At 63.3% G+C, this 25,699-nt stretch carries 23 protein-coding genes; 12 read left to right on the plus strand and 11 right to left on the minus strand.

The features are described from left to right. Nucleotides 1-117 precede the first annotated feature (117 nt). Entirely contained in the window at nucleotides 118-1,392 is a 1,275-nt protein-coding gene (locus PMI35_RS10330; protein ID WP_008062345.1) for a flavohemoglobin expression-modulating QEGLA motif protein, read from the minus strand. 207 nt (nucleotides 1,393-1,599) lie between these two features. On the opposite strand from PMI35_RS10330, the gene PMI35_RS10325 reads away from it, so the two are divergent. The 3 genes from PMI35_RS10325 to PMI35_RS10315 all read left to right on the plus strand — a co-directional run bounded on the left by PMI35_RS10325 (nucleotide 1,600) and on the right by PMI35_RS10315 (nucleotide 4,965). Further along, complete coding sequence (locus PMI35_RS10325) at nucleotides 1,600-2,262, plus strand: hypothetical protein (protein ID WP_008062347.1); 663 nt, start codon at nucleotides 1,600-1,602, stop codon at nucleotides 2,260-2,262. 57 nt (nucleotides 2,263-2,319) lie between these two features. Beyond that, nucleotides 2,320-3,141, plus strand: a complete 822-nt coding sequence (gene ppk2 / locus PMI35_RS10320; protein WP_008062349.1) for a polyphosphate kinase 2 — start codon at nucleotides 2,320-2,322, stop codon at nucleotides 3,139-3,141. Between the two features lie 63 nt (nucleotides 3,142-3,204). Continuing rightward, a complete protein-coding gene (locus tag PMI35_RS10315) occupies nucleotides 3,205-4,965 on the plus strand; it encodes a SulP family inorganic anion transporter (RefSeq protein ID WP_008062351.1) in 1,761 nt (586 codons plus the stop codon). Nucleotides 4,966-5,026: 61 nt separating this feature from the next. Here the strand turns inward: PMI35_RS10315 and PMI35_RS10310 are convergent, their stop codons facing one another. From PMI35_RS10310 to PMI35_RS10285, 6 genes are all read right to left on the minus strand, one after another. Next, complete coding sequence (locus tag PMI35_RS10310) at nucleotides 5,027-6,328, minus strand: OprD family porin (RefSeq protein WP_008062352.1); 1,302 nt, start codon at nucleotides 6,326-6,328, stop codon at nucleotides 5,027-5,029. A gap of 119 nt (nucleotides 6,329-6,447) precedes the next feature. Continuing rightward, nucleotides 6,448-6,927 carry a MarR family winged helix-turn-helix transcriptional regulator gene (locus PMI35_RS10305; RefSeq protein ID WP_008062357.1) on the minus strand — a complete coding sequence of 160 codons (480 nt, stop codon included), beginning with the start codon at nucleotides 6,925-6,927 and terminating at the stop codon, nucleotides 6,448-6,450. A gap of 72 nt (nucleotides 6,928-6,999) precedes the next feature. Further along, the gene (gene aliB / locus PMI35_RS10300; protein ID WP_032831823.1) at nucleotides 7,000-8,139 is read right to left on the minus strand and encodes a cyclohexanecarboxyl-CoA dehydrogenase; all 1,140 of its coding nucleotides are present in this window, start codon (nucleotides 8,137-8,139) and stop codon (nucleotides 7,000-7,002) included. Nucleotides 8,140-8,198: 59 nt separating this feature from the next. Further along, entirely contained in the window at nucleotides 8,199-8,981 is a 783-nt protein-coding gene (locus tag PMI35_RS10295) for an enoyl-CoA hydratase-related protein (RefSeq protein WP_008062363.1), read from the minus strand. A gap of 31 nt (nucleotides 8,982-9,012) precedes the next feature. Next, the gene (locus tag PMI35_RS10290) at nucleotides 9,013-9,780 is read right to left on the minus strand and encodes an SDR family NAD(P)-dependent oxidoreductase (protein ID WP_008062364.1); all 768 of its coding nucleotides are present in this window, start codon (nucleotides 9,778-9,780) and stop codon (nucleotides 9,013-9,015) included. 48 nt (nucleotides 9,781-9,828) lie between these two features. Further along, nucleotides 9,829-11,424: an AMP-binding protein gene (locus PMI35_RS10285; RefSeq protein WP_008062365.1), complete on the minus strand. Its 1,596-nt coding sequence runs from the start codon at nucleotides 11,422-11,424 to the stop codon at nucleotides 9,829-9,831. Between the two features lie 229 nt (nucleotides 11,425-11,653). On the opposite strand from PMI35_RS10285, the gene PMI35_RS10280 reads away from it, so the two are divergent. The 9 genes from PMI35_RS10280 to PMI35_RS10240 are packed head-to-tail and all read left to right on the plus strand — an operon-like array spanning nucleotide 11,654 to nucleotide 21,397. Continuing rightward, nucleotides 11,654-12,430 carry an enoyl-CoA hydratase gene (locus tag PMI35_RS10280; RefSeq protein ID WP_008062366.1) on the plus strand — a complete coding sequence of 259 codons (777 nt, stop codon included), beginning with the start codon at nucleotides 11,654-11,656 and terminating at the stop codon, nucleotides 12,428-12,430. Nucleotides 12,431-12,481: 51 nt separating this feature from the next. Beyond that, nucleotides 12,482-13,342, plus strand: coding sequence for an enoyl-CoA hydratase/isomerase family protein (locus PMI35_RS10275; protein WP_008062368.1), 861 nt, complete (start codon nucleotides 12,482-12,484; stop codon nucleotides 13,340-13,342). 49 nt (nucleotides 13,343-13,391) lie between these two features. Next, a complete protein-coding gene (locus PMI35_RS10270) occupies nucleotides 13,392-14,588 on the plus strand; it encodes an acyl-CoA dehydrogenase family protein (protein ID WP_008062370.1) in 1,197 nt (398 codons plus the stop codon). Nucleotides 14,589-14,599: 11 nt separating this feature from the next. Beyond that, nucleotides 14,600-15,742 carry an acyl-CoA dehydrogenase family protein gene (locus tag PMI35_RS10265; RefSeq protein ID WP_008062372.1) on the plus strand — a complete coding sequence of 381 codons (1,143 nt, stop codon included), beginning with the start codon at nucleotides 14,600-14,602 and terminating at the stop codon, nucleotides 15,740-15,742. Between the two features lie 30 nt (nucleotides 15,743-15,772). Then, nucleotides 15,773-16,522, plus strand: a complete 750-nt coding sequence (locus PMI35_RS10260; protein WP_008062374.1) for an electron transfer flavoprotein subunit beta/FixA family protein — start codon at nucleotides 15,773-15,775, stop codon at nucleotides 16,520-16,522. Continuing rightward, nucleotides 16,522-17,451 carry an electron transfer flavoprotein subunit alpha/FixB family protein gene (locus PMI35_RS10255; RefSeq protein ID WP_008062376.1) on the plus strand — a complete coding sequence of 310 codons (930 nt, stop codon included), beginning with the start codon at nucleotides 16,522-16,524 and terminating at the stop codon, nucleotides 17,449-17,451. The genes PMI35_RS10260 and PMI35_RS10255 overlap by 1 nt, the downstream gene beginning before the upstream one ends. A 10-nt stretch (nucleotides 17,452-17,461) precedes the next feature. Beyond that, entirely contained in the window at nucleotides 17,462-18,982 is a 1,521-nt protein-coding gene (locus tag PMI35_RS10250) for a 3-hydroxyacyl-CoA dehydrogenase (RefSeq protein WP_008062378.1), read from the plus strand. Next, entirely contained in the window at nucleotides 18,979-20,181 is a 1,203-nt protein-coding gene (locus PMI35_RS10245; protein ID WP_008062380.1) for a 3-oxoadipyl-CoA thiolase, read from the plus strand. The genes PMI35_RS10250 and PMI35_RS10245 overlap by 4 nt, the downstream gene beginning before the upstream one ends. Nucleotides 20,182-20,215: 34 nt before the next feature. After that, the gene (locus tag PMI35_RS10240) at nucleotides 20,216-21,397 is read left to right on the plus strand and encodes an acyl-CoA dehydrogenase (RefSeq protein ID WP_008062382.1); all 1,182 of its coding nucleotides are present in this window, start codon (nucleotides 20,216-20,218) and stop codon (nucleotides 21,395-21,397) included. A gap of 89 nt (nucleotides 21,398-21,486) precedes the next feature. Here PMI35_RS10240 and PMI35_RS10235 read toward each other — a convergent pair whose 3' ends face one another. The 4 genes from PMI35_RS10235 to PMI35_RS10225 are packed head-to-tail and all read right to left on the minus strand — an operon-like array spanning nucleotide 21,487 to nucleotide 25,690. After that, nucleotides 21,487-22,173: a nitroreductase gene (locus PMI35_RS10235; protein ID WP_008062384.1), complete on the minus strand. Its 687-nt coding sequence runs from the start codon at nucleotides 22,171-22,173 to the stop codon at nucleotides 21,487-21,489. A 24-nt stretch (nucleotides 22,174-22,197) separates the two neighbouring features. After that, the gene (locus tag PMI35_RS33360; protein ID WP_008062385.1) at nucleotides 22,198-22,959 is read right to left on the minus strand and encodes an FAS1-like dehydratase domain-containing protein; all 762 of its coding nucleotides are present in this window, start codon (nucleotides 22,957-22,959) and stop codon (nucleotides 22,198-22,200) included. Between the two features lie 5 nt (nucleotides 22,960-22,964). Further along, complete coding sequence (locus PMI35_RS10230) at nucleotides 22,965-23,723, minus strand: 3-hydroxybutyrate dehydrogenase (protein WP_008062386.1); 759 nt, start codon at nucleotides 23,721-23,723, stop codon at nucleotides 22,965-22,967. 2 nt (nucleotides 23,724-23,725) lie between these two features. Beyond that, nucleotides 23,726-25,690 carry an AMP-binding protein gene (locus tag PMI35_RS10225; RefSeq protein ID WP_008062387.1) on the minus strand — a complete coding sequence of 655 codons (1,965 nt, stop codon included), beginning with the start codon at nucleotides 25,688-25,690 and terminating at the stop codon, nucleotides 23,726-23,728. Nucleotides 25,691-25,699: the final 9 nt, after the last annotated feature.

Genomic DNA, 25,699 nt, shown 5'->3' on the forward strand with positions numbered 1-25,699 from the left:
TTGCTTCCTTTTTGGCGTTTGAAAAAGGGAGTCGCCGTAAGGGCGAAACCATAAGTGGTCGTTACCGCAGCAATGGATATGTACTCCGACAACAATCGCCCACAAGCTTTGGCTGTCCTAGGCACTGGCATCGGTTTCATGCGCATCGGCAAAGGCCATGAGCACGTCCAGGTCGAGCACGTCCAGCTTGATCCGCGAGATAAAGGCAGAGAAGGCCAGGTTGGCGGCAAGCAGGCGTAAATCCGAGGCCCAGGCCGGCAGATGGACCGGGCCCTGGAGCCAGCCGGACTCGAAGAGCGGGGCCAGGCGAACGGTATCCCCCAGGCTCAGGCGCCCGGCGAACAGGTAACCGACCAGCTCCGGTCGGTTGTCGCGGATCGCGATGCGCAACAGGGTGTGAACGCCGAGCAACCCGGTCAGGTAGGCCGCATCCTTGGTGAACGCCGAACCGCCGCGCAGGTCGGCGCCGCGGAACACCCGCTGGGTTGAACGGAAAGATTCCTCCTGGGTCTGGCCGGCAGCGAGAAAACCTTCGAACACCTGGATGAAATCGGCGCCATCGAGCGCCTGTTGCACCGCCAGCACGCGCAACGCGAGGCGGCGCAGGCGGTTGATGTCCATGCTGCCGGTGAACAGTTCGGCCAGGGTGGCGATACCTTCCTGGGTCTGGGTGGTGCGCGGCGCGCCCAGGCCAAGGCTCTTGAGGTTCGGTTGCAGTGCGCCGTTCTGCGCCGTGGCCACATGCACGAAAGCCTCGTGCTGCAACAGCTGGTTCTTGTCCAGTTGCGAAAACAACGCGCTGGCCCGCAAACGAATGCGGCTCGCCCCGGCGATGGCCTTGGCGGCCAGGGTCGGATCGAGCACCACCGTGATCCGGCCCGGGCCGAAGAAGCGGTCCAGTTCCGGTTGCATCCAGGCGGCGAAGGCCTCGGCCGGGATTTCCGCCGGGCTCGGTGGAATCCGCGCACCGCCCAGAAGGGCGTCGGTGGTCTTGAGGAAGAAGTGGGCCGCGTCCAGCATGCTCAGGTTCAGGTTGGGGTAGTAGAAGTCCGGGCGCCGATACAACGCTGACGAATACTGGGTAAAGGCCGGGGTGCCAATGGCACCAAGCATGTGCCCGGCCGTGGCATAGCTGCGCGCGGTCATGGCCAGGTGGCGCCCGGCGGGATGCCCTTCATCGCAGCGGCCGACAAAGGCCTCGAGCGCGCCAATGTCGGTGCTGTGATCACGCGGGCGCAACGTGACCCCGGGCAATCGGGCTTGCCCGGCGCGCCAACGGGCCAGGAACGTTTCCTCGACCCCCTCCGGCCAGGCCAGGGCATCCAGCACGCGGATCTTGCGTACCAGGCCGGGCAGGGCGGCATCGAGTTCGGACAGGGGAGCGCTGCTCACGTACATCTCCATGGGCAATCAGGTTCAATCGTAAAAGCTTAGTCGGTGTCGCAGCGTCGCGGTACGACTGCGCACGTTCGAATCGCCAGCGAAACAGGCTTTTCAAACTACACTGAAAATTTGTTGAAACCGCCCAGTGATAAAGGACCGCTGCCCTGGCCTGTCTCAAAGGGCCACACGTTGACGCGGCCGTGCGAGGATGACTGCATGCAAGGCACAGCAGAGCAAAAGCGGGCACGGGTACTGGATCCGGTCGATCGGGTGACGGAAGTGATCTTTGGCCTGCTCATGGCCATGACCTTCACCGGAACCATCAGCGTGGCGACCTCTGGCCAGGAGGCGGAACGCACGATGATGTTCGCCGCACTGGGGTGCAACCTGGCTTGGGGACTGGCCGATGCGGTGATGTATCTACTGCGCAGCCTGATCGAACGCACGCGCAAACGTACGCTGTTCGCCGCCCTGAGCGGCGAAGCGGATGCGGCGACCGGGCAAGCGCTGATCGCCGACGCGCTGCCACCGCGGCTGGTCGCGGCGGCCGGCCCCGAAGAACTGGAGTCACTGCGGCTGCGTTTGGTCAAATTTGCCAACACGTCGGTACAGCCGCGCCTGACCTGGGACGACTTCAGGGGCGCGATCGGGGTTTTCCTGTTGGTCGTGGCTTCGACATTCCCCCTTGTGGTGCCGTTTCTGTTGCTCGACCAGACAGCGCTTGCCGTACGCCTGTCCAACCTGGTCGGGCTGGTGGTGCTGTTCATCGCCGGCTGGATACTGGCGCGCTATGCCGGGGCAAAGCCCTGGGTAGGTGGCGTTGCGATGGCGGTCACCGGTGCCGTACTGATCGTCGCGATCATCGCGCTCGGTGGCTGAGCAGCCGGCAATGACACGGCTTACCTGTCGACAATTTGTTTTTCTGAGGTCTTGGTCATGGCAAAGGACAAAAAGAAAGCCGCTAAGGGTTATCCCGCACAAAGCCTGAAACTGAAGAACAAGGATTACCTTGAGCAACTGCGCCTGCTGCACGTCGAGCTGGTCAAATTGCAGGAATGGGTGAAAGCCAAGGGCATCAAGATCTGCATTGTCTTCGAGGGCCGCGACGGCGCCGGCAAGGGCGGGACGATCAAGGCGCTGACCGAGCGCGTGAGCCCGCGGGTGTTTCGCGTGGTGGCGCTACCGGCACCGACCGATCGGGAAAAAAGCCAGATGTACCTGCAACGCTACCTGCCGCATCTGCCCGCCGCCGGCGAGGTGGTGATCTTCGATCGCAGTTGGTACAACCGGGCGGGCGTGGAGCGGGTGATGGGGTTCTGCAGCAAAGAGCAGGTTGCCGGGTTTCTGAAAACGGTGCCCAACGTCGAGCGTGCGATTGTCGATTCGGGCATTATCCTGCTCAAGTATTGGCTGGAAGTCAGTCCGGAAGAACAGACCCGAAGGCTTGAGGAGCGCATCAAGGATGGGCGTAAAATCTGGAAATTGAGCCCCATGGACCTCAAGTCATACAGCCGCTGGTACGACTATTCACGGGCGCGTGACGACATGTTCCAGGCGACCGACACCGAGCACGCCCCCTGGCTGGTGGCCAACTCCAACGACAAGCGGCGCGTGCGCCTGAACATCCTCTCTGATTTTCTCAGTCGCGTCCCCTACGAGGAAGTCGCGCGTGAGAAGGTGGTGCTGCCCAAGCGGCAGAAGCCCGGCGGTTATCGCGAACCGGATTATCCGCTGCGGCGAATTCCCGAAAAATTCTGACGGGCACTTCAAGCAGGCACTTCCAAACAGAGTCATGCGCTGGACAAAAAGGGCCACAGTCCCATGAGCCATTCGGATGCTTCGCCGCCCACCCCGGAACCGGGGCGCATTGCCCCTCGCGATACCGGCGGCGACAGCGGCTGGAGCCGTTGGTTGCCCGGGCTACGAACGCTGCGCGAGTACCAGATAGCCTGGTTGCGCCACGACATCATGGCCGGCCTCGTGCTGACCACCATGCTGGTGCCCGTCGGCATCGCCTACGCCGTGGCATCGGGCGTACCCGGCATCTATGGCCTATATGCGACCATCGTTCCGCTCCTCGCTTATGCGCTGTTCGGCCCCAGCCGGATCCTGGTGCTGGGGCCGGATTCCTCGCTGGCCGCCGTGATCCTCGCCGTCGTGCTGCCATTGTCCGGTGGCGACCCCCATCGCGCCGTCGCCCTGGCGAGCATGATGGCGATCGTGTCGGGCGCGGTGTGCATCCTGGCCGGCATCGCACGCCTGGGTTTTATCACCGAGCTGCTGTCCAAACCGATCCGCTATGGCTACATGAACGGGATCGCGGTGACGGTACTGATCAGTCAATTGCCGAAAATCTTCGGTTTTTCCATCGAGTCCGACGGCCCGTTCAGAAACCTGTGGGCGATCGCCACCGGGGTGATGCAAGGCAAGACCAACTGGACCACTTTCATGGTCGGCGTCGCCACCCTGGCGGTGATCCTGCTGCTCAAAGGCAACAAGCGAATCCCGGGCATCCTGATCGCCGTGGCAGGTGCGACCGTCGCCGTCGGTGTGCTGGACCTTGCCACGGGCGCGGGCGTGTCGGTCCTTGGTGTGCTGCCACAAGGTTTGCCGGCGTTCGCGATCCCCTGGATCACCCGCGCGGATATTGTCCCGGTCATCATCGGCGGTTGCGCCGTTGCCCTGGTCTCGTTCGCCGACACTAGTGTGCTTTCGCGGGTCTACGCCGCGCGTACCCGCACCTATGTCAACCCGAACCAGGAGATGGCGGGGCTGGGCTTCGCCAATCTGGCGGCGGGTTTTTTCCAGGGTTTTCCCATCAGCAGCAGTTCTTCACGGACGCCCGTGGCCGAAGCTGCCGGCTCCAAGACCCAGTTGACAGGCGTGGTCGGCGCAGTGGCGGTGGCCGTGTTGCTGATGGTGGCGCCCAACCTGCTGCAGGACTTACCCAACAGCGCACTGGCAGCCGTGGTGATCGCCTCGGCCATCGGCTTGATCGAAGTGACCGACCTGCGACGCATTTATCGTATCCAGCGCTGGGAGTTCTGGCTGTCGATCGCCTGCACCATTGGCGTCGCCGTGTTCGGTGCGATCGAGGGTATCGCCCTGGCCATCGTGATCGCCGTCATCGAATTCCTGTGGGATGGCTGGCGGCCGTACTCCGCCGTGCTGGGGCAAGCCGAGGGGGTGAAGGGCTACCACGATATCCAACGTTATCCGAACGCGCGCCTGATCCCCGGCCTGGTCCTGTTCCGCTGGGATGCGCCGTTGTTTTTCGCCAACGCCGAACTGTTCAATGAACGGGTGCTGAACGCCGTGGCGGCTTCGCCCACGCCGGTGCGCTGGTTGGTCGTGGCGGCGGAACCGGTCACCAGTGTCGACGTGACCTCTGCCGACATGCTGGCAGAGCTGGACGACACCCTGCACGCGGCGGGTATCAAGTTGTGCGTGGCCGAGATGAAAGACCCGGTCAAGGACAAACTCAAGCGCTTCGGGCTGTTCGCCAGGCTTGGCGAATCGGCGTTTTTTCCCACGATAGGCGAGGCGGTGGACAGCTATCTGGCGGCTCATGGCGAGCAATAGGAAGCGCGTACTTTCAAGGGCGGCCAGCCCAACGTGCTGGCGCCCTTAACTGCCCGGGGACTTACCAGAACTTGAAGGTGTAGGCGATTATCAGTCGATTCTCATCGACGTCGGTCGTGTCGCTACCGCGATACGTCACATTGCGCCAGCGCAGGCTCAGGTTGCGCAACGGTCCACCCTGGATCACGTAGCCGATGTCGGTGTTGCGCTCCCACTCCTTGGCGCCAACGGCACGAATCTCGAAGTCATCGCCGCGCATGTAGCGGGTCATGAAGGTCAGGCCGGGGATGCCCAAAGCGGCAAAATCATAGTCGTAACGCAGTTGCCAGGAGTCTTCCCCGGCCCGCACGAAAGGCTGGTACGTGCCATTGTTCAACGCCCATGGGTCAGCCACCAGCAGGTAGGGCAGGCCAGTGTCGCCACGCTGGTTCTGATAGCCCAGGCCCAGGGAATGGCCGCGGCTGCTCAAGGTCAACATGCCGCCCAGATAGCGGTTGTCGACGTTGGTGCGGCCCTCGTCATCGCTGCCGAAGTAACGCACGTCGGCTTTGAGGTTGACGCTTTCGCTCAATGGCGCCTTGTACAAGAGGCTGGCGGCATTCTGGCTGTAGTTGTCCTTGAGCTCGGCGCGATAAACCGTGGCGCTGAGGCTGGGCAGGAAGGCGTAGGTAAAACCGCCATAGTTGAAGCGGTCAGTGGGCACACCACCGGTGGAACCATCGGCCGCCATGCGCATGTCTTCGTAGTCGGACGAGTCGCGCTGGTGGGCCTGGCGAAATTGCCCGGCGGTGAGGCTCAGGTCCTGGATATCGGTGGAGACCACCTGCCCACCGCGATAGGTCTGTGGCAGCAGGCGCGTGTCATTGCGAAACAGCACCGGCATCACCGGTTCGTGGTTGCCGAGGGTGACGAGGGTCTTGGCGACCTTGAGCTTGGCGGTCGGTGCCAGGAAGCTGTACTCATCGACCGGCTCGCCGGTGCGCTGGTTGCGCTGCAGCACGCCAGTGCCGCTGCTGCCGCCACCCGAGTCGAGCTTGACGCCCACCAGCCCCAGCATGTCCAGGCCCACGCCAATCGTGCCCTCGGTAAACCCCGAGTTGGCGCGCAAAATGAAGCCTTGCGCCCAGTCTTCCGCCTTGCTCTGGGGCTTGCCATCGTGGCGCGGGCCGTCAAACAACCCGGCGTCCCGGTAATCACGGTTCATGTAGAAATTACGGGTTTCCAGGCTCAAGTGACTGTCGGCGATGATGTCTGCGTGGGCCTGTGAAGCGAGCAATAAAGCAGAGACGCAAGGGGCCTTGAAGGAATACCGGGCACGAGTCGGCCCGGCCAGATGCCCGGTGACGGGATTGGCTGTACGCATGATGAGAGGTTCCTGCCTGCTGTGAGTTGTTTTTGTTGTTCAGCCAGCCCCGGGAAGGGGGCTGTTTAGGGTTTCATGAACAATGACGCTTCGGCGAGGGCAGGAAGGTGGGGATCAGCCTATTGCGCCTCGTCGTCTTGCGGCTCGTCGCCGAGCGATATGGCCACCATGTCGCCTTGCAGCTTGTTGAGGTAATGCAACAGGCTGACGCTGTCGTCGAAACTGAAGCCTTTCAACGCCTGCTGGTAAAACGTCTGGATCCGCTCCTGCAACGAGTCCCAGAAGGCCCGGCCGGTATCGGTCAGTTGCACCAGGCGCGCACGTCCGTCATCCGGGTGCGGCACGCGCAACACATGGTTGTCGCGCTCCATGCGCTTGAGCACGCCGTCCAGGCTCTGGCGACTGACGAACAGGTACTCGGTCAGTTCAAAGAACGAGATACCGCCTTCATAACGTTCACGTGACAGGGCGCCGAGCACGGCCCATTGCACCGTGCTGATGCCCATCTCTTTCTGGACTTGCCGCTGCAACACGTTGCCGGTCTGGAACAGCCGGAAAAACAGCGTGTTGGGTACGGATCGGGTATCGCTATTGTTCATTGATGTTCCTTATCGCTCCGTCAGGGTGAGCACAGTTGTATGAGCGCCCGACCTGATGGAGCAGGCAGGGCATCAATTGGGGACAAATTCGCGCGCGATGATATTTTTCATGATCTGCGCGGTGCCGTCACCGATTTGCAGGCCAAGTACATCGCGCAAGCGCTGGGCGAACGGCAGGTCCTCGCCGTAACCGGTGTGCCCATGGGCCAGCAGACACTGCTTGACCACATCGAACGCCAGTTTCGGGCCCCACCACTTGTTCATCGCTGCTTCGGCATTGTGTGGCAGCTTATTATCCTTGAGCCACAGGGCGTAATAACACTGCAGGCGGGCAGCATGCACGTAGGTCTGCAATTCTGCCAGAGGGTGGGTCAAACCCTGGAACGATGACAAGGCCTGGCCGAAGGCCTTGCGCTCGGTCAACCACTGCCAGGTTTCATCCAGCGACTGCTGGGCCAAGGCCAGGCATTGCAGGCCGATCAGGGCGCGGCTGTAGTCAAAGCCCTGCATGACTTGCTTGAAACCCTTGTTCTCATCACCCAGGCGATGGTTGACCGGCACCTGCACATTGTCGAAAAAAATCGAGCCGCGACCGATGGCGCGCTCGCCGGCATCCTCGAAGCGGGTGGTGCTGATGCCGGGCAGGTTCATCGGCACCAGGAACGCGCTGATACCGCTGGCGCGTTGCTCCACGGTGCCGGTGCGGGCGAAGACCACGGCGACGTCGGCCTGGTCGGCCATGGAAATCGACGTCTTCTCGCCGTTGAGCACATAGACGTCGCCCTTGAGCTCGGCCTTCAGGCGCAGGCTGGCGGCATCGGACCCGCCGCTGGGTTCGGTCAGGGCGATACAGGCGACCTTGCGCCCAGCGGTCATTTCACCCAGCCATTCCCGGGCCAGGGAGGAGTCGGCGTAGTGGGCGATGATCTGGCCGTTGAGCGACGTCAGCAGCGGGATGTACGCCACGTTGAAGTCGCCACGGGCCAGTTCTTCGATGATCAGGCCGGCGGTGACGCAGTCCAGGCCGCTGCCGCCGAATTCTTCCGGCAATTCACCGCCGAGCAGGCCCATCTCGCCCATCTGGGCAATGACTTCGCGCTCGATGCGGCCATCGCGATCCCGTTGGCGGTAACCGGGGGCGAGGACGTCGGCGCTGAATCGGGCAACGCTTTCGCGGATGGCATTTTGTTGTTCTGTGAAGGCGAAATTCATGATGCTCTCCAGGCCATTCGGGTGCTGTGCCGGCAGCGCGATGGCCGCCGGCGCAGGGATCATTTGTAGAACTTACGGAACTCGGGCTTGCGCTTTTCCTTGAACGCGGCGACACCTTCTTTGGACTCCTCGGTGTCGTAGTACAGGCTCAGGGCCTGCATGCCGAGGCCGCCAATGCCGCCGATGTTGGCGCTGTCGGCATTGAACGAGCGCTTGGCGATGGACAGCGCGGTCGGGCTCTTCTCGAGAATCTCTTCGCACCACTTCTGTACTTCTTCATCGAGCTGCTCGTGAGGCACCACGGCGTTGACCAGGCCCCAGTCCAGTGCCTGCTGCGCGCTGTACTTGCGGCACAGGTACCAGATCTCGCGGGCGCGTTTCTCGCCGATCAGGCGCGACAGGTAGGCGGTGCCGTAACCCGGGTCGACCGAGCCGACCTTGGGGCCGACCTGGCCGAATACGGCTTTGTCGGAGGCGATGCTAAGGTCGCAGACCACGTGCAGCACATGCCCGCCACCGATGGCAAAGCCGTTGACCCGGGCGATCACCGGCTTGGGCACTTCGCGGATCAGGTTCTGCAGTTCTTCGACCGGCAGGCCGATCAGGCCGCGACCGTCGTACTGGCCTTCATGGGCGCCCTGGTCGCCGCCGGTGCAGAAGGCCTTGTCGCCAGCACCGGTGAAGACGATGACGCCGATGTCCTTGTTCCAGCCGGCACGGTTGAACGCGTCAAGCAGCTCCATGCAGGTCTGGCCGCGGAACGCGTTGTAGCGCTCGGGGCGGTTGATGGTGATGGTCGCGACGCCGTTGAGTTCGTGGTACAGGATGTCTTCGTAGTTCATTGCATGCTCTCCCATTTGAGTGTGGTCTGGCTTAGCCAGCCATCGTCAGGCCGCCGGACACGCTGATCACTTGACCGGTAATGAAATTGGCATCGTCGCTGGCGAGCAGGGCGATGATTCCCGGGTAGTCTTCCGGCTGGCCGAGGCGACGCATCGGCACGGCATTCTTGAAGGCTTCCAGGAGTTTTTCCGGGTTGTTGGAGGTGTCGGCCACGCTCTTGAGCAGCGCGGTGTCGGTGGGGCCCGGGCAAACCACGTTGACGTTAACGCCCTTGGTCGCCAGCTCCCGGGCCAGGGTTTTGCTCAAGCCCACCAGGCCGGCCTTGCAGGCGGCGTACACGGCCTCGCCCGAGGAGCCGACGCGGGCGGCATCGGAGGCGACGTTGATGACTTTGCCACCACCGGCCTCGAGCATTTTCGGCAGCACCACGTGGTGCATGTTCAGGGCGCCGGTCAGGTTGATCGAAATCAACTGTTCCCACTGCTTGGGCTCGGTCTTGAGGAACGGCATGAAACGGTCGAAACCGGCGTTGTTGACCAGTACCGTCGGCACGCCCAGGTCTTTTTCGATGGCGGCCACGGTGTCGGTGATGGCGGCGTAGTCGGTGATGTCGGCGGTGTAGGCGACGGCCTTGCCGCCGGCTTCGCGGATCAGGTCGACGGTGGTTTGTGCAGCATCGCTGTCGCGATCGAGCACGGCCACCAGGCTACCTTCGGCAGCGAAGCGCTGGCACACGGCGCGACCGATGCCGCCGCCACCGCCGGTGATGATGACGGTTTTTCCATTCAGGCCTTTCATAGGGGCATTCTCCAATTCAATTGATTTGCGCGATTTGAGGGGGAGGGTTCAGCGGCGCTTGACCGGGTCGATGCGAATGCTCGCGGCCCGCTCATGCAGCTTGAATTTCTGGATCTTTCCGGAAGGCGTGCGGGGCAGGGCAGGCAGCACTTCCAGGTACTCGGGCAAGTAGTTGCGCGACAGGTTGTGTTCGAGCAGGAAGGTCACCGCCTCATCGAGGCGCAGGTTCGTGTAACCGTCATGCAGGGTGACGTAGGCGCAGACCCGCTCGCCAAGACGCTCGTCGGGGCAACCCACCAGGGCCACCGCCGAAATGGCCGGGTGCTTGTAGAGCAGGTTTTCCACCTCGACCACCGGAATGTTTTCGCCGCCGCGGATCACCACATCCTTGGTTCGCCCGGTGATGCGGATATAGCCCTGGGCATCCATGCGGGCCAGATCGCCGGTGGCGAACCAACCCTGGGCGTCGACGCTGTAGAGGTCGGGACGCTTGAGGTAACCCACGAACAGGCTGGCGCCGCGGACCTGAAGATGGCCTTCGCTGCCGGCAGGGGCTTCAATGCCGGCATCGTCGACCACCCGCACCTCTACCAGTGGCAGGGCCACACCATCGGTGTAGATGGCCCGCTCGGGATCGTCCTGCGGACGGGTCATGGTCGAGGCTCCGGATTCAGTCATGCCCCAGGCCGAGATGATTTTCGCGTTGAGGCTGTTGCCGGCCTTTTCCACCAGGCTTTCCGGAATCGGCGCGCCGGCGGAGACGAAAATCCGCAGGCTCGACAATGCATCGCGGTGCCCAGGGGCAAGCTCGATCAGGTCGGCGAGGAAGGGTGTCGAGGCCATCGTGAACGTCGGGCGCTCGGCGGCGATGATCTTCACGGCGGTGCGCGCATCCCACACGTCTTGCAGAACCGCTGCCGCGCCGAGGTAGATGGGCATCAGCATGCCGTAGAGAAACCCGGTCTGATGGGCCATGGGCGAGGCCATGAAGACAATGTCCTGGCGGCCAAGCCTCAGGCGCTCTGCATAGGGAATGATGTTGCTCAGCAAGGTTTTGCTGGTGTGCAGCACGCCCTTGGGTTCACCGGTGGTGCCGGAGGTGAACAGCAGCTGCACAATGTCATCGGCCTGCGGGCGACGCTCGGCGAACAGCGCCTGGGTATCGCCATTGTTCTCCAATGCCCGGTCCAGCAGTTGCCGTTCGAAGCTGTTGTCGCCTTCGCCACCGATCACCAGTACATGGCGCAGTTCAGGCAAATCAGCGCGCAGGCCCTCGGCCATGCTGGCGTAGTCGAAACCCCGGAAAAGCTTGGGCACGACCAATAGATGACTGCGGGCGTGGCCGAGCATGAAACGCAACTCGCGCTCCCGGAAAATCGGCATCAACGGATTGAACACCGCGCCGATACGGGCGCAGGCCAGGAACAGGGCGGTCATCTGCCAGCCGTTGGGCAACTGGCAGGACACCACGCTGCCTTTTTCCACGCCCAGGGCGGCCAGGCCGGCGCCCATGCGGGTCACCACGGCATCCAGTTCGCCGTAGGTAAACGAGACGGGGGTGTCTTCGCCGCTCTGGTAACTCGACAGGGCGCGGCAGTCGGCGCCCCGGGCAAGCTGCGCATCCCAATAATCTGTAATGATCATGTCACTACTGCTGGGCGTTTCTGGATGACGCTCTGCGGGTGTGCCTGTCCAGTTGTTCATTTGTAGATATCGACTCTTAAGGGTTTGAGTTGTTGTTATCTGGCGATCTGGTGTTGCCCTTTCGATGAGCTGAAGATAAGGCTTTCAAAATTAATATGTCAACATGTTGTCTTTATATTTTTCTGTGGATATATTCGAAGGCATTCCCGCAGAACAAGAGGTAGATGACATGGCTTTCCTGAACATCCTTGTCGAGCAGCGTGCGGCCGTTGGCCTGATCCGCCTTGATCGCCCGACTGTCTATAACGCGCTCAATGACGCCTTGATGACGGAGTTGGGCCAGGCACTGCTGGCCTTCGAGGCCGATGAGCAGATTCGGGCCATCGTCATTACCGGCAACGACAAAGCCTTCGCCGCCGGTGCCGACCTCAGCGAATTGCAGTTCAAGGGTTTTGCCGATGTGTACCTGGAGGACTTCGTCACGGCCAACTGGGAGACCGTGACCCGCTGCCGCAAACCGGTGATTGCAGCGGTTGCCGGCCTGGCGCTGGGCGGTGGCTGCGAGCTGGCGATGATGTGCGACATGGTCATCGCCGCCGACAACGCACGGTTCGGCCAGCCCGAAGTCAAGGTCGGCACGCTGCCCGGCGCCGGCGGCACGCAGCGCCTGACCCGCGCCATCGGCAAGGCCAAGGCCATGGACCTGTGCCTGACCGGGCGTTTCATGGACGTCGATGAAGCCGAGCGCCTGGGCTTGATCAGCCGCGTGGTGCCCCTGGCCAGCCTGCTGGATGAAGCCCTGGCCGTGGCCGCGCAAATCGCCGCTCACCCGGCCATCGCGGTCAAGCTCAATAAGGAAGCGGTCAACCGGGCGTTCGAAACCACCCTGGCCGAGGGCGTGCAGTTCGAGCGGCGCCTGATGCACGCCAGTTTTGCCAGCCAGGACCAGAAGGAGGGCATGCAGGCCTTCGCGCAGAAGCGCCAGCCGGTGTGGACTCACCGCTGACTGGCGCAAGCGATTGGCAAGCCGCATAACAACAAGAAGAGGAACTGTCCGATGACTTCAGTCGTACACATGACCCGCGAGGCAGGCGTGGCCTTGATCCGGGTCGACAACCCGCCGGTCAATGCCCTTGGCCACGCCCTGCGCGCCTGGTTGCTGGAAGCTTTTAGAACGGCCGAACAGGACGCGCAGGTGGAATTGATCATGCTCTATTGCGTGGGCAAGACCTTTATCGCCGGCGCCGATATTCGCGAGTTCGGCCAGCCGGCCCAGGTGCCGATCCTGCAGGAACTGACCCTGGCCATCGAAAACGGCAACAAGCCTTCGTTGGCGGTGTTGCACGGTTCGGTGCTGGGCGGCGGGCTGGAAGTCGCACTGGGTTGTCACTACCGCATTGCCCACAGTGCTACCCGGCTCGGTTTGCCGGAAACCCGCCTGGGGCTGTTGCCCGGTGGTGGCGGCACCCAGCGCTTGCCGCGTCTGGTGGGCGTGGCAACAGCGCTGGAGATGATCATCACGGGCGAACCGATAGAGGCGAGCCAGGCGCTGGAGCTCGGTCTTGTAGACGCGCTATTCGACGACGAGCCTCTGGTCGCAGGCCTGCGGCATGCACGGCAACTCTTGGCCGAGCAGGCCCCAGTGCGGCGCGTCGGCCAGATCGAAATGCCCACGACATCCGTCGAAGCCAGCGCCTTGATTGAGGCCCGACACAGCGAAATCACCCGAACCCAAGCTGATTCATTCTCGGCGCCGCGCTGCCTCGCCGCCGTCGAAGCGGCAACGCAAATGCCATTGAGCGAAGGCCTGCAGCGCGAGCGTGCACTGTTTCTCGAATGCATGGCATCGCCCCAGCGCGCGGCGTTGATCGAAGACTTCTTTGCCCGGCGCCAGGCGGCCAGGCAACGCCAAGGCTGAACTTGCGGCCAGCCTTGGGGTTGGCCTGACCATCGATAGAGGACTTTGCATGGACATCCATTACACACCCGCCGAGCTTGAGTTCCGCGCCGAGGTGCGGGCCTTTCTAAGTGACGCGCTGCCCGCAGACATCGCCAGCAAAGTTCGCCTGGGCAAGCGCTTGAGCAAGGACGACCACCAACGCTGGCAGCGCATCCTCGCGCGGCGCGGCTGGTACGCGGCCAATTGGCCGGTGGCCTTTGGTGGCACCGGTTGGAGCGTGGTGCAAAAGCACCTGTTCGAAGAAGAATGCGCCGCCTTCGGCGCACCGCGCCTGATCTCCTTCGGCGTCAACATGGTTGCCCCGGTGATCATGAAGTTCGGCAGCCCGGCGCAGCAGGCGCATTACCTTCCACGCATTCTCAGCGGCGAAGACTGGTGGTGCCAGGGTTACTCCGAACCGGGCGCGGGCTCGGACCTGGCCAGCCTCAAGACCCGCGCCGTGCGCGAGGGCGAGCACTATGTGGTCAACGGTCAGAAGACCTGGACCACCCTGGGCCAGCACGCCAACATGATTTTCTGCCTGGTGCGCACAGACAGCGAAGCCCAGCAGCAGCGGGGTATTTCCTTCCTGCTGATCGACATGGCCACTCCCGGCATCAGCGTTCGCCCGATCATCACGCTCGAAGGCGAGCATGAGGTCAACGAGGTGTTCTTCGACAACGTCCGCGTACCGGTCGAGAACCTGGTGGGCGAAGAGAATCAGGGCTGGACCTGCGCCAAGTACCTGCTGACCCACGAGCGCACCGGGCAGGCCGGTATCGGCCAGTCCAAGGCGGCACTGGCGCACCTCAAGGAGGTGGCCCGGCAGGAACTGCGCAACGGTTTGCCGCTGCTGGACGATTTGCAGTTTCGCCTGCAGGTCGCCGAGGTTGAGATTCAGCTGCTGGCCATCGAGATGAGCACCTTGCGCATCCTCGCCGCCGCCCAGGCCGGCGGTGTGCCCGGTGCCGAAAGCTCGATCCTGAAGATCAAGGGTTCGGAAATTCGCCAGGCAATCAGCCACTTGCTGCGCAAGGCGCTGGGCACCAAAGCGTTGCCCTTTGTCGAGGCAGAACTGCACGACGACTTCACCGGCACGGTGTTGCACAGCGACTACAGCGCCGCCCCCGCCAGCCAGTATTTCAACCTGCGCAAGCTGTCTATCTACGGCGGCTCCAATGAAATTCAAAAGAACATCATCGCCAAGATGATTCTTGAGCTTTAAGGAGGTACGCAATGGACTTCACACTCAGCGCCGAGCAGCAGATGCTGCAAGACACCGTGGCCCGACTGGCCCGCGATCACTACAGCTTCGAAGCCCGCGAGGGCTACTACCGCAGCGAAGCCGGCATGAGCCCGGCGTTCTGGAACCAGATGGCCGAACTGGGCCTGTGTTCGGTGCCGATTGCCCAGGCACACGGCGGCTTCGGTGGCAGCGGCGTGGACAACCTGCTGATCATGACCGAGCTCGGTCGCAACCTGTGCCTGGAGCCGTTCCTGCAATCGCAGATTCACGCGGCCGGCCTGCTGCAGCAACTGGGTGATGCCAGCCAGCAGGCAGACCTGTTGCCGCAAGTCGCTGCAGGCTCGCTGCAATTGGCGGTAGCTTTGGAAGAACAGCAAAGCCATTACCAACTGCACGATGTGCAAACCCAGGCGCGCGCGGTCGAGGGCGGCTGGTGCCTGTCCGGGCGCAAGATCGCCGTGGTCGGCGCGGCCAGTGCGGGGTTGATCCTGGTGTCGGCGCGTACAGGCGGCGATGCGCTAGGCGAACAGGGGATCAGCCTGTTCCTGGTCGATTCCCAGGCGGACGGCTTGCAGCGTTGCGATTACCCCTGCATCGACGGCCCGCGTGCCAGCGACCTGATCCTCGACGAGGTCTTTGTAGGTCGCAGCGCGTTACTTGGCAACGTTGGCGAGGCCTTGCCAGCCTTGCGTTATCAGCAGGGTCGCGCGATTGCCGGGCAGTGCGCCGAAGCCATCGGCGGTATGGAGGAGGCGTTTCGCCTGACCCTCGACTACCTCAAGACGCGCAAGCAGTTCGGCGCCCCCATCGGCAAGTTCCAGGTGTTGCAGCATCGCATGGCCGACATGCGCGGCGAGCTCGAATTGGCCACCTCGATGGCCATCCTGGCCGCCTGCGTGGCCGATCAGGCCGACAGTGACGACCGCAGCCGGCAACTGGCCGCCGCCAAATTCGTGGTGGTGCGCGCCGCACGCCTGATCGCCGAGCAAGCGATCCAGTTGCACGGCGGCATCGGCATGACCTGGGAATACAGCCTGGCCCATCACGCCAAAAGACTGGTGATGCTCAGCCACCAGTTGGGCGATGACGACCACCATTTGCAGGCCTATGCCGCGCTGCTGCGCAGCGCCTGATCCATCACTGCACTCACACGGGAACACACTATGAAAGTACTGGTTGCGGTAAAGCGCGTGGTCGATTTCAACGTCAAGGTTCGCGTCAAGGCGGACCATTCCGGCGTTGACCTGGCCAACGTCAAGATGGCGATGAACCCCTTTTGCGAGATCGCCGTGGAAGAAGCGGTGCGCCTGAAAGAGCAGGGGGTTGCCACCGAGGTGGTGGTCGTCAGCATCGGCAGCAGCGCGGCTCAGGAGCAACTGCGCACCGCGCTGGCTCTGGGCGCCGACCGTGCCATTCTGGTCGAGACCGGTGAAGACCTGGGTTCCCTGGCCGTGGCCAAGCTGTTGAAGGCGGTGGTCGACAAGGAACAGCCTCGGCTGGTGATCCTCGGCAAACAGTCCATCGACAGCGACAACAACCAGACCGGCCAGATGCTCGCGGCACTGAGCGGCTACGGTCAGGGCACCTTCGCCTCCAAAGTCGAAATCAGCGGCGACAGCGTGGCCGTGACCCGCGAAATCGACGGCGGCGCACAGACGGTCGCGCTGACACTGCCGGCCATCGTCACCACCGACCTGCGCCTGAACGAGCCGCGCTACGCGTCGCTACCCAACATCATGAAAGCCAAGAAAAAGCCGCTGGAGGTGCTCACCCCGAGCGCCCTGGACGTGAGCTGCGCGGGCACCGTGCAGACTTTGAAAGTCGAAGCGCCGGCCGCGCGCAGCGCGGGTATCAAGGTCAAGTCGGTGGCCGAACTGGTCGAGAAACTCAAGAACGAGGCGAAGGTAATCTAATGGCTATCCTGGTTATCGCTGAACACAACAATGCGGCACTGGCGGCCGCTACCCTCAATACCGTGACCGCCGCGCAGCAGATCGGTGGCGACATTCATCTGCTGGTCGCAGGCCATGGCGCTGGCGCCGTGGCTGAAGCGGCGGCGCAGGTTGCTGGCGTGGCGAAAGTGCTGCTGGCCGACAACGCCGCGTATGCTCACCAATTGCCGGAAAACGTGGCGCCTCTGGTTGCCGAGCTTGGCAAGGGCTACAGCCACATCCTCGCCGCCGCCACCAGTAACGGCAAGAACATCCTGCCACGGGTTGCCGCGCAACTGGATGTCGACCAGATCTCGGAGATCATCGCGGTCGAAAGTGCCGATACCTTCAAGCGCCCGATCTATGCGGGCAATGCCATCGCGACGGTGCAGTCATCTGCCGCCGTCAAGGTGATCACTGTGCGCAGTACCGGGTTCGACGCCGCTGCCGCCGAAGGGGGCAATGCCGCCATCGAAGCGCTGAGCCTGGTCACCGACAGTGGCCGGTCGGCGTTCGTCAGTGAAGCACTGGCCAAGTCCGACCGCCCGGAGCTGACCGCGGCGAAGATCGTCGTGTCGGGCGGCCGTGGCATGCAGAACGGTGACAACTTCAAGCACCTCTATGCACTGGCCGACAAGCTCGGTGCGGGCGTGGGGGCGTCGCGCGCCGCGGTCGATGCCGGCTTCGTGCCCAACGACATGCAGGTCGGCCAGACCGGCAAGATCGTCGCGCCGCAGTTGTACATCGCGGTGGGCATCTCCGGCGCCATCCAGCACCTGGCTGGCATGAAGGATTCCAAGGTGATCGTGGCGATCAACAAGGACGAAGAGGCGCCGATTTTCCAGGTGGCCGACTACGGCCTGGTGGCGGATCTGTTCGAGGCCGTGCCGGAGCTGGAACGGGCAATCTGAGGAGGTGCATGTGAATACGTTCAGACAGATCGGTGTGATCGGCAGCGGTGCCATGGGCCGGGGGATCGCCCAGTTGTTCGCCTCCGCGGGCGTTCCGGTGTTGCTGTATGACAGCCGTAGCGAAGCAACGGAAGAAGCGCTGCAAGCCAATCGGGCCTTGCTAGAGCGATCCACCGCCAAGGGCAAGTTGAGCAGTGAAGCACTGGCGACTGCACTGGCTTGCATGCGCCCGGCCATCAGCCTTGAGGCCTTGGCCGATTGTGATGTGTTAATCGAGGCGATCGTGGAAAACCTCGAGGCCAAGCAGTCGTTGTTCCGCGCGTTGGAGGAAGTCGTCAGGCCCGATGCAGTGCTGGCGACCAACACCTCATCCTTATCGGTGAGCCTGATTGCCAGTGCTTGCAAGCATCCCGAACGGGTGGCCGGGTTGCACTTCTTCAACCCGGTGCCACTGATGAAAATCGTCGAGGTGGTCCGTGGCGAACTGACCGACCCGCAGGTGGTTCAGCGCCTGGCGGCGCTGGCCGGGAACGCGGGTCATTTTGCCGCGACGACGCCCGACTCACCGGGCTTCCTGGTCAATCATGCCGGGCGGGCCTTCGGTCCGGAGGCCTTGCGCATCCTCGGCGAAGGGATCGCTACCCCGGCGCAGATCGATCGCATCCTCAAGGACAGCCTCGGCTTTCGCATGGGGCCGTTCGAGCTGTTCGACCTTACCGGCCTGGACATCTCCCATGCGGTGATGGAGTCGATTCACACCCAGTTTTACCAGGACCCGCGCTACACCCCCTCGGCGTTGGTGCCACCGCGTCTGGCCAGTGGTTTGCTCGGGCGCAAGACCGGGCAGGGTTTTTATCGTTATCAGGACGGTAGCGTGGTCGAGCAAGCAGAGCAGGCGCATCCGCAGGTGGCGATCACCCAGCCGTTCTGGCTGGACTGCGACGACTCGGCCATGCGCGAGCGGATCGCCGCAGTGTTGTCGGTTGCCGGCTTGGCCCTGGAGCAGGCCGATCAACCGAGTGCGAACGCCATCTGCCTGGTCACGCCTTTGGGCGAGGATGCCAGCAGCGTGATCGCCCGCAAGCGACTGCCGCCGTGCCGTAGCCTGGCGCTGGAGACCTTCGTCGGTTTCGACACGCGCCGCGTGCTGATGCGCCAACCGGCGCTCGATCCACAGGTCCTGGCCCAGGCACGCCAGGCCTTGGGGGCCGATGGTGTACCGGTGGAAGTCATCAATGACTCGCCGGGCTTCATCGCCCAGCGCGTGCTCGCCGGCATCGTCAACCTGGGTTGCGAAATTGCCCAGCGGCGCATCGCCGAACCCGCGATCCTCGACCGTGCGGTGCAGTTGGCCCTCGGTTACCCCCATGGTCCGCTGGGTTTTGGCGACCATTACGGTGCTTTGCAGATCCAGCAGATCCTGCACCGACTGCATGAGCTGTATCAGGAGCCGCGCTACCGGGTCAGCTCCTGGCTGCGGCGTCGTGTGCAGCTCGGCCTGCCCCTGACCACCCCCGAGGAGCAAGCATGAGCGCCTATATCTACGATGGCCTGCGTTCGCCTTTCGCTCGTCACGCTGGCGCCCTGGCCGCTGTGCGCCCGGATGACCTGCTGGCCAGTGTGGTGTGTGCCCTGGTGGCGCGTAACCCGTTCGACGTGCGCGACTATGAAGACTTGATCGCCGGCTGCAGCAGTCAGGCCGGTGAGGACGGGCGCAACCTGGCGCGTCATGTTGCACTGCTGTCCGGCCTGCCGACGGCCGTTGCCGGCTTGACCGTCAATCGCCTGTGCGGTTCGGGCCTGGCCGCCGTGCTGGATGCTGCGCGTGCCGTGCGCTCGGGCGAGGGCGAATTGTTTATTGCTGGTGGCGCTGAGAGCATGAGTCGTGCGCCGTTTGTGGTGGCCAAGGCGCAAAGCGCATGGTCCCGTGATTTTCATGTGTACGACAGCTCAATCGGCGCACGCTTTCCCAACCCGAAGGTAGAGTCCGGGTTCGGTGCCGATTCGATGCCGCAGACGGCGGACAACGTCGCCCGTGAACTGGGCATCACTCGCGAGGACGCCGACCGCTATGCCGCGCGCAGTCAGGCGTTGTTCGACGCGTCCGTGCGCGAGGGGTTCCAGGCCGGTGAAATCCTGCCGATCGAAGTGCCGCAAGGGCGCAAGCAGCCAGCGAAGATCGTCGACCGTGACGAGCATCCGCGCCCGCAAAGTAACTTCGAAGCACTGTCGGACCTGCAACCGCTGTTTAACGGCGGCGTTGTCACCGCGGGCAACGCTTCGGGCATCAACGATGGTGCGGCAGCGCTGCTGATTGGTTCGCGGGCCATGGGTGAGAAGGCCGGGCTCAGGCCTCGTGCGCGCATCCTGGCCGGCGCCGTGGCCGGGGTCGAACCGCGCCTGATGGGCCTGGGCCCGGTGCCGGCCTGCGCCAAGGCCTTGCAGCGCGCAGGCTTGACGCTTGCCGACATGGACCTGATCGAAATCAACGAAGCGTTCGCCGCACAAGTACTCGGCTGTGCCCGGCAACTCGGCGTGGCCTTCGATGATCCGCGCCTGAACCCCAACGGTGGTGCCATTGCCATCGGCCACCCGCTGGGTGCTTCCGGCGCTCGCCTGGCCTACAGCGCGGTGCGCCAACTGGAACGCAGCAACGGCCGCTACGCCCTGGTCAGCCTGTGCATTGGCCTGGGGCAGGGCATTGCCTGCGTGATCGAACGCCTCGACTGACCAACATTACAAGAACCCAACCGGAGAACTACACATGGCCAACAAGGCAAGCTTCAACTGGATCGACCCGCTGCTGCTCGATCAGCAACTCACCGAAGAAGAGCGCATGGTGCGCGACAGTGCCCAGCAGTTCGCCGCCGACAAGCTGGCGCCTCGGGTGCTGGAGGCTTTTCGTCACGAGCAGACCGACCCTGCGATCTTTCGCGAGATGGGCGAGACCGGCCTGCTCGGCGCGACCATTCCTGAAAGCTATGGCGGCAGCGGCCTGAACTATGTGTGTTATGGCCTGATCGCCCGGGAAGTCGAGCGCGTGGACTCGGGCTATCGCTCGATGATGAGCGTGCAGTCCTCCCTGGTAATGGTGCCGATCAATGAATTCGGCAATGAAGCCACCAAACAGAAGTACCTGCCCAAGCTGGCCAGCGGTCATTACATCGGCTGCTTCGGCCTGACCGAACCGAACCACGGCTCCGATCCGGGCTCGATGATCACCCGGGCACGAAAAGTCGACGGCGGCTACCGCCTGACCGGCAGCAAGATGTGGATCACCAACAGCCCGATCGCCGACGTGTTCGTGGTCTGGGCCAAGGACGATGAAGGGCAGATTCGCGGCTTCGTCCTGGAGAAGGGCTGGCAGGGCCTGAGCGCGCCGGTCATCCACGGCAAGGTCGGACTGCGCGCGTCGATTACCGGCGAAATCGTCATGGATAACGTGTTTTGTCCCGAAGAGAACGCCTTCCCGGATGTGCGTGGCCTGCGCGGCCCGTTCACCTGCCTGAATTCGGCGCGCTATGGCATCGCCTGGGGCGCACTGGGCGCGGCCGAGGACTGCTGGCACACCGCGCGCCAGTACGTACTGGACCGCAACCAGTTCGGTCGCCCGCTGGCTGCCAGCCAGTTGATCCAGAAGAAGCTAGCGGACATGCAGACGGAAATAACCCTGGCCCTGCAAGGTTGCCTGCGCCTGGGGCGGATGAAGGACGAAGGCACGGCCGCGGTGGAAATTACCTCGATCATGAAGCGCAACAGCTGCGGCAAGTCGCTGGATATCGCACGCCTGGCGCGGGACATGCTGGGTGGCAATGGCATCAGCGACGAGTTTGGCGTGGCCCGTCACCTGGTCAACCTGGAAGTGGTCAACACCTACGAAGGCACCCACGACGTGCATGCGTTGATCCTCGGTCGGGCGCAGACTGGAATCCAGGCGTTTTTCTGATGTTTGCCTGCCCGGTCTGAAGCCGGCGACAAAGCCCAAGAAAAAGGCGATGGTCATATACCATCGCCTTTTTCATTGGGGCTACCCGGTTACCCCGGCACGTGCTCGGTGAAACCATGGAAGGACGTGAAAGCCGCGACCGGCTCGCGCTGTGTCTGCAGGCTGTTTTCCGGTGCGTCGCGGTCCTCATGCCCGAGCGCGATGCCGCAGACCAGGATGTCCTCATCCGCCAGGGGTACATGCCGGCGGACGATCTGGTGATACCAGGCGAACGCGGCCTGGGGGCAGGTGTGCAGGCCCTGGCCGCGAGCGGCGAGCATGATGTTCTGGATGAACATGCCCAGGTCGATGTAACTGCCGGTATTGAGTCGGCGATCGAGGCTGATCAACAGGCCGACCGGCGCGTCGAAGAAGTGAAAGTTGCGCAGGTTCTGGTGCTCGCGGGCCTCCCGGTCGTTGCGGTCGATGCCGAGCGCTTCATACAGTCCATAACCGGAGGCGCGACGCCGGCCCTGATAGGGTTCGAACCAGTTGTCCGGGTAGTACTGGTATTCAGGATCATGCTGGCCGGCTTCGCTAGTGGACGCCAGGATCTCGGCACACAGCGCTTGCTTGGCATCGCCGGTCAGCACATGGACATGCCACGGCTGCACGTTGTTGCCGCTGGGCGCCCGGGAGGCCACCTTGAGGATATGTTCAATCACCGGCCTGGAAATGCCCATGGGCAGGAAGCGGCGGACCGATTTGCGGGAGCGTATGGCGTTGTCTACATGCATGGATCTTCTCCGATTATGCGCGGTTCAGTCGAGTTCGGCGTAGCCTCTGATGCGAATGCGGTTGTTCTCGTTGGCCAGTATCAGGTTGCGGCGGGTGCCGCCTGACAGGTACAGCCTCGGGTGATCGCCCAGGGCAATGGGCGACAGAAAGCGCACGCCAAAACGGCGCAGGCGCGAGCCGGGCAGCAGGCTGCCGAGCAAACCCATGCCGAGCATGCCCTGGGCAAACACGTCCGGGTGCCCGGCCTTCTGCGCAATGGCCGGTTCCAGGTGGACGCGGTTGTGATCCCCCGAGGCGCTGGCAAATGCCTGGATCTGCTCCCGACTGATCTCGGGGGCGATGCGTGCCGGCGAATCGTGTGTCTCGAGCGCAGGTCCGGCGTTGGGCGCGCCCGGTTTCGGGACGGCGACATAAATACTGAGCATCTCGCACGCCAGGGAACCATCCGTGGCGAACAACCGGGTGTGCTTGTGCAACAGGCTGAAACGCGGCTTGTTGATGACCTCGCTCAGGTGCGCGCTGCTGCGGTACACATGGCCTGGCCGCAATGGCTGGTGATAGTGAAAGTGTTGCTCGCCATGCAGCAGTTGATGGGCCTCAAGACCGGTCAGAGTGAACAGCTGCTCGACCACGCCCTGGTCCATGTCGGCACTGTAGGCGAGAGTTGGCGGCAGATTGATGTAAGGGGGCATGCCAATGGCCTGATTCAGGGCCGAAACGCGTTCGGCTTCGAACGACCATTGGCATTGCGCGAACCGGTGGCCGGCAAGCGCGGCGAGATCCATGCCGGTCACCAGCCGCCGGCCACGCTGAGCGACTCGCCGGTAATGGCGCGCGCAGCGTGGGAGGCGAGGTACACGGCGCTGTCGCCGATCTCGCTCGGTTCCAGCAGACGCTTGAGCGGTTGGCGCGCCAGGATGTGGCGTTGCAGCGCTTCTTCTTCGCTGATGCAGTCCTGGGCCGCCAGTTGCGGCAGCTGGTTTTCCACCAGGGAAGTGCGCACGGCGCCGGGCAAAATGGCGTTGGCGGTGATCCCTCGATTCACGGTTTCAAGGGCCAGGGTTCGGGTCAGGCCGATCAGGCCGTGTTTGGCGGCAACGTAGGCGCTCTTGTAGGGCGAGGCCAGTTTGCCGTGCACCGAAGCGATGTTGATGATGCGCCCGCTCTGCTGTTCGAGCATGCCCGGCAGGGCGTGTTTGCACATCAGGAATGGCCCCGTCAGCATCACGGCCAACAGGGTGTTCCATTGGCTCAGCGGGAAGTCCTGCACGGGCGCGATGTGCTGCAACCCGGCGTTGTTCACCAGCACATCCACGGCGCCGTGCTCTGCTAGCAATTGCTCATGAAAGGCGACGATCTGCGCCTCGCTGGTGACGTCCAGCGCATAGGCGCGAGCGTTGGGCAGGCTGCTCGCGGCCTGCTCGGCGGCCGCCAGGTTGACGTCGCACAAGGCCACGAAATCACCCTGGGCGGCGAAGGCCCGGGCAATCGCCAGGCCGATGCCCTGGGCGGCGCCGGTGACCACCACGGTACGTTGCGTCGGGTTCATGTTCAGGCTCCCGATGATACAGGCTGCAGGTGGCAGCGACTGATGACTTCAAGGGCGGCAGGATTTTCCATCGACGTCAGGTCGCCCGCGTCCTGGCCCAGGTAAGCGGCGCGAATCACCCGGCGCATGACCTTGCCATTGCGGGTCTTGGGCAACTCGCTGACGTAGTGCAGATGCTTGGGACGCATCGCCTTGCCCAACCGGGTGCCGATCAGGCCAAGCAGTTCGGTTTCCAGCGCGGGGGTCGGTTCGCTGCCTGGATGGAGCACCACGAAACACACCGGGGCTTCACCCTTGATCTCGTCGGGAACGCCGATGGCCCCGGCCTCAAGCACCTGGGCGTGGCTGACCAGGATCGACTCCATTTCCGCAGGGCCGATCCGCTTGCCGGCCACGTTCAGGGTGTCGTCGGAGCGACCGGTGATGGTCCAGAAACCTTCGCCATCGATGATCGCCCAGTCGCCGTGCACCCAGGTTTCAGGGAAACGGTTGAAGTATGAGTCTGCATAGCGCTGCGGTTCCTGCCAGAAGCTTTGGGTCATGCCGATCCACGGCTGGCGAAGCACCAGCTCGCCCAGTGCCTGGCGCACCGGTTGGCCCTGGGTATCGCAGACGTCAGCCGCCATGCCCGGCATGCGACTGTTGAATGTTACCGGGGCGATCGGCTTGATCAGCACATTGGTCAGGATGCCGCCGCCAATCTCGGTGCCGCCAGCGTAGTTGATGATCGGATAACGGCCCCGGCCTACGGTATTGAATAGCCACAGCCAGGGCTCCGGGTTCCACGGCTCGCCGGTTGAAGTGAAGGTACGCAGGGCGCTGAGGTCATGGCCTTGGGCAATGGCTTCGCCATGCTGCATTAGCGAGCGGACAAGGGTGGGGGATACGCCGATGTGCGTGGCGTGGTGACGTGCGCCGAGCTTCCAGACACGATCTGCTTGTGGGTAGTCCGGCGAGCCTTCATAGATCACGGCGCAGGCACCGTTGATCAGGCTGCCGAAGACTACCACCGGGCCGGTCAGCCAGCCCATGTCGGTGATCCAGAACAGCCGGTCGTTCTGCCCGACATCCATGCACAAACCGACATCCAGCGCCGCCTTGAGCGGGAATCCGCCGTGGGTATGCACCGCGCCCTTGGGCTTGCCGGTGGTGCCGGAGGTGTAGATGATCATCATCGGTGCCTGGCTGTCCATGACCGCTGTCGGGCACTGGCTGCCGTCGCAGGCTTGCAGCGTGGCAAAGTCCAGGTCGCGGGTCGGGTGCCAGGGGATGTCCCGTCCCAGGCGTCGCACCACCACGACTTTTTCCAGGGACGGGCTCAGTGCGGCGGCCTTGTCGGCCTCTTCCTTCATGGCGATCACCCTGCCGCGGCGCATGAAGCCGTCGGCGGTGATCAGCAGCTTGGCCCCGCAAGCTTCGATGCGCGTGGCCAGGGCTTCGGCGCCATAGCCGGAGAAGGCGGGCGTGAAGATCGCGCCGAGCTTGACCACCGCCAACAGTGCAACCACGGTCTCGATCAGCATCGGCATGAAGATGGCGACGCGGTCACCGCTGACCACGCCCAGTTCACTCATGCCCTGGGCAACGTTGTTGACCCGCCGCGCCAGCTCGCCGTAGCTCACTTCAAGGCACTGGCCGTCTTCGCCTTCCCAAATCAACGCGGCTTTCTGGGCGTGCTCCGGGTCGACAGCCCAGCGTTCCAGCGCGGTGCGCAGGATGTTGAGTCGGCCACCCTCGTACCAGCGCGGATGCTTGATGCCGCCCGCGGCATTGAGCGGCGTTTGATAAGGCTGGTCCCAGACGATGCCCAGGGCCTTCTCCAGGGCGCTGGCGAACCATTGCGGATCGTTGGTGGAACGCTCGATGAAGGCGTCATAGTCAGGCTCGCCCACTGCCTGCATCCACTGATGCAGGCGCGTGCGACCAATGAAATCGGCGGACGGCGTCCAGACGGCGGAGGTATTCATGGTCATGTC

Source organism: Pseudomonas sp. GM78 (assembly GCF_000282475.1).
In the GTDB taxonomy this organism is placed as follows: domain Bacteria; phylum Pseudomonadota; class Gammaproteobacteria; order Pseudomonadales; family Pseudomonadaceae; genus Aquipseudomonas.

Excerpts from the sequence above, each read along its gene's own strand:
- PMI35_RS10280 (WP_008062366.1), top strand. The coding sequence starts at position 11,654 with ATGGCTTTCCTGAACATCCTTGTCGAGCAGCGTGCGGCCGTTGGCCTG.
- PMI35_RS10265 (WP_008062372.1), top strand. The coding sequence starts at position 14,600 with ATGGACTTCACACTCAGCGCCGAGCAGCAGATGCTGCAAGACACCGTG.
- PMI35_RS33360 (WP_008062385.1), bottom strand. The coding sequence starts at position 22,959 with ATGGATCTCGCCGCGCTTGCCGGCCACCGGTTCGCGCAATGCCAATGG.
- PMI35_RS10295 (WP_008062363.1), bottom strand. The coding sequence starts at position 8,981 with ATGAACTACGAAGACATCCTGTACCACGAACTCAACGGCGTCGCGACC.
- PMI35_RS10305 (WP_008062357.1), bottom strand. The coding sequence starts at position 6,927 with ATGAACAATAGCGATACCCGATCCGTACCCAACACGCTGTTTTTCCGG.
- PMI35_RS10285 (WP_008062365.1), bottom strand. The coding sequence starts at position 11,424 with ATGATCATTACAGATTATTGGGATGCGCAGCTTGCCCGGGGCGCCGAC.
- PMI35_RS10235 (WP_008062384.1), bottom strand. The coding sequence starts at position 22,173 with ATGCATGTAGACAACGCCATACGCTCCCGCAAATCGGTCCGCCGCTTC.
- PMI35_RS10230 (WP_008062386.1), bottom strand. The coding sequence starts at position 23,723 with ATGAACCCGACGCAACGTACCGTGGTGGTCACCGGCGCCGCCCAGGGC.
- PMI35_RS10245 (WP_008062380.1), top strand. The coding sequence starts at position 18,979 with ATGAGCGCCTATATCTACGATGGCCTGCGTTCGCCTTTCGCTCGTCAC.
- PMI35_RS10275 (WP_008062368.1), top strand. The coding sequence starts at position 12,482 with ATGACTTCAGTCGTACACATGACCCGCGAGGCAGGCGTGGCCTTGATC.
- ppk2 (WP_008062349.1), top strand. The coding sequence starts at position 2,320 with ATGGCAAAGGACAAAAAGAAAGCCGCTAAGGGTTATCCCGCACAAAGC.
- PMI35_RS10225 (WP_008062387.1), bottom strand. The coding sequence starts at position 25,690 with ATGAATACCTCCGCCGTCTGGACGCCGTCCGCCGATTTCATTGGTCGC.
- PMI35_RS10315 (WP_008062351.1), top strand. The coding sequence starts at position 3,205 with ATGAGCCATTCGGATGCTTCGCCGCCCACCCCGGAACCGGGGCGCATT.
- PMI35_RS10270 (WP_008062370.1), top strand. The coding sequence starts at position 13,392 with ATGGACATCCATTACACACCCGCCGAGCTTGAGTTCCGCGCCGAGGTG.
- PMI35_RS10260 (WP_008062374.1), top strand. The coding sequence starts at position 15,773 with ATGAAAGTACTGGTTGCGGTAAAGCGCGTGGTCGATTTCAACGTCAAG.
- PMI35_RS10255 (WP_008062376.1), top strand. The coding sequence starts at position 16,522 with ATGGCTATCCTGGTTATCGCTGAACACAACAATGCGGCACTGGCGGCC.
- aliB (WP_032831823.1), bottom strand. The coding sequence starts at position 8,139 with ATGAATTTCGCCTTCACAGAACAACAAAATGCCATCCGCGAAAGCGTT.
- PMI35_RS10290 (WP_008062364.1), bottom strand. The coding sequence starts at position 9,780 with ATGAAAGGCCTGAATGGAAAAACCGTCATCATCACCGGCGGTGGCGGC.
- PMI35_RS10310 (WP_008062352.1), bottom strand. The coding sequence starts at position 6,328 with ATGCGTACAGCCAATCCCGTCACCGGGCATCTGGCCGGGCCGACTCGT.
- PMI35_RS10325 (WP_008062347.1), top strand. The coding sequence starts at position 1,600 with ATGCAAGGCACAGCAGAGCAAAAGCGGGCACGGGTACTGGATCCGGTC.
- PMI35_RS10240 (WP_008062382.1), top strand. The coding sequence starts at position 20,216 with ATGGCCAACAAGGCAAGCTTCAACTGGATCGACCCGCTGCTGCTCGAT.